Genomic DNA, 730 nt, shown 5'->3' with positions numbered 1-730 from the left:
TCCGCTTTCCATTTTGAACTCCTCCGTTCGTTTGCTATCAATCTAAGTGATATCTAGTATCTTTAACAATCATTATACGTAACATCAAAGCTGGATTACAATGGAATCAGAAATATACTTTAGTCAACAGCAAGAAGTGGCGGCAATGAATGTCTTGAACAAAATAGCTCTCGTAACGGGGGGCGGCACAGGAATCGGAAAAGCAGCCAGTATGGAATTGGCAAAGCGCGGGGCGATTGTGGCGGTGAATTATTCACGCTCGCAATCAGAAGCAGAGGAAACAGTGGAAAAGATTCGAAAAGCTGGCGGGCAAGCCTTCGCCATCCAAGCAGATGTATCCAAAAACAGCGACGTGCAGGATATGATTCAAGCAATCGTGAACACACACGGCACGGTTGATATTTTAGTCAACAATGCCAGCATTACACGGCATATTCCAATGGATAATCTTGAGGCTGCGACAGAAGACATATGGGATGAGCTGTATGCCGTCAATGTGAAAGGGATGTTTTTCTGCGCGCGGGCAGTGGCTCCGTTCATGAAGAAAAGCAAGGCCGGGGCGATCGTAAACGTCGGCAGCATCGCAGGGGTAACTGGTGCCGGCTCATCTATGCCTTATGCAGTATCAAAATCGGCGGTGCACGGTTTAACGAAATCATTGGCCCACGCCTTAGCGCCTGAAATCAGAGTGAGCGGTGTAGCACCAGGAGCTGTGGCAACGAGATGGTGG

Annotated in this window: 1 protein-coding gene; it reads left to right on the top strand. The window is 48.4% G+C overall.

Going from position 1 to position 730, the window contains the following annotated elements; all coding sequences use genetic code 11:
• Positions 1-145: 145 nt before the first annotated feature.
• The coding region (locus tag ACWHAR_RS26785) for an SDR family NAD(P)-dependent oxidoreductase (protein ID WP_452088390.1) at positions 146-730 on the top strand (585 nt) is incomplete at its 3' end.

The sequence above is a fragment of the Bacillus sp. LR--39 genome (genome assembly GCF_053613335.1).
The sequence above is the reverse complement of the archived record's forward strand: the minus strand, read 5'-3'. Positions and strand labels throughout refer to the sequence as shown.